Annotated in this window: 1 pseudogene; it reads right to left on the bottom strand. The window is 69.8% G+C overall.

Annotated elements, in window-relative coordinates:
* Positions 1–983 (bottom strand): annotated as a pseudogene (locus ACWC9T_RS41920) (IS110 family transposase); the annotation flags it as partial.
* Between the last annotated feature and the right edge of the window lie 275 nt (positions 984–1,258).

Below are 1,258 nucleotides of genomic sequence, written 5' to 3'. Positions count from 1 at the left end.
GGGACGCGGCCTTGCTCGTGATCTCCGAACTGGTCACCAATGCCCTCGAGCACTCCAACAGTGCACACATCACCGGTTGGTTGGGCCGGACCGCGTCGCCGACGGTGACCAGCAGGACTGCGGCTGTCCTGACGCCGACGCCGGGCATCGACGTCAGGACCTTGGAAAGAGGGTGGGCCTCCAGCAGGCTGTTGATCTGGGCTTCCATCGCCCGGCGCTGGGTGTGGACGGCGGTGAGCTGGCCGGCCAGGGAAGGGATCACGATGTCCAGGGTGCCGGGTCCCGGGGACAACGACGGTCTGCTCGTCCAGGGCGTCGAAGACCTCGTCGATCAGCCGGGTGGCCATGCGGGGGGCTTTCGGGCGGATCAGTTCCACGAGTCTGCGGCGTCCGGCTTTGCGCAGGGCGGCCGGGGAGCCATAGCGTTCCAGCAGCCAGGTGACGGCCTGGTGGTCGAGGCGGGGTCCGAGGACGCGTTCCAGGCTGGGGTGGAACTGGGTGAGCAGGCCGCGTATCCGGTTGGAGGTGCGGGTGGCCTCGGCGGCGAGGTCCTGGTCGAAGCCGGTCAGCACGGTCAGCTCTGCGGTGATCTCGTCGGGTAGTTCCAGCGAGCGCAGGGTGTGCGGCATCGTCCGTGCGGCGTCCGCGATCACGGCCGCGTCCTTCGCGTCGGTCTTGGCCTCGCCGGGGTAGAGGTCGGCGATCCGGCGCATGGCCAGGCCTGGCAGGTAGGCGACGCGGCAGCCGGCGTCGCGGGCGACGGTCAACGGCAGGGCGCCGATGGAGGCGGGCTGGTCCACGATCACCAGGACGGTGCCGAACTTCGCGGTCAGCTTGTCGAACACGGCCCGCAGCTTCGGTTCGCTGTTGGGCAGCGGCTTGTCGAAGACCGTCTTCCCGGCCGGGGTGAGCCCGTGGCCGTGGTGGGCGGTCTTGCCGACGTCCAGGCCGAGGAACACGGCCACGTCTTCGATCTCGAACATCGTGCCCCTTCCCAAGGGGTGTTGACGGTGCCGGCCTTGGCTCGGGTGTCGTGCTCGCGCATCCACGTTATGCAGACCTGCCGCCCGCGAACCGCCCGGCATTGCGCCGGGCCGGACGGTGGCCGGACCTCTGATCAGCGTCTCCGACGGACACCCCCGGACCCGGTGACACCACCCCCTGAAGAGGCTGGTGCCGCCGATGACGGCCGCGGCGATGGAGTTCATCAGGACGTTGCCGCCGCCGAGGAGCTTGTCGGCGGAACCCTGCTGGGAGG

The organism is Kitasatospora sp. NPDC001159 (genome assembly GCF_053598235.1).
The sequence above is the reverse complement of the archived record's forward strand: the minus strand, read 5'-3'. Positions and strand labels throughout refer to the sequence as shown.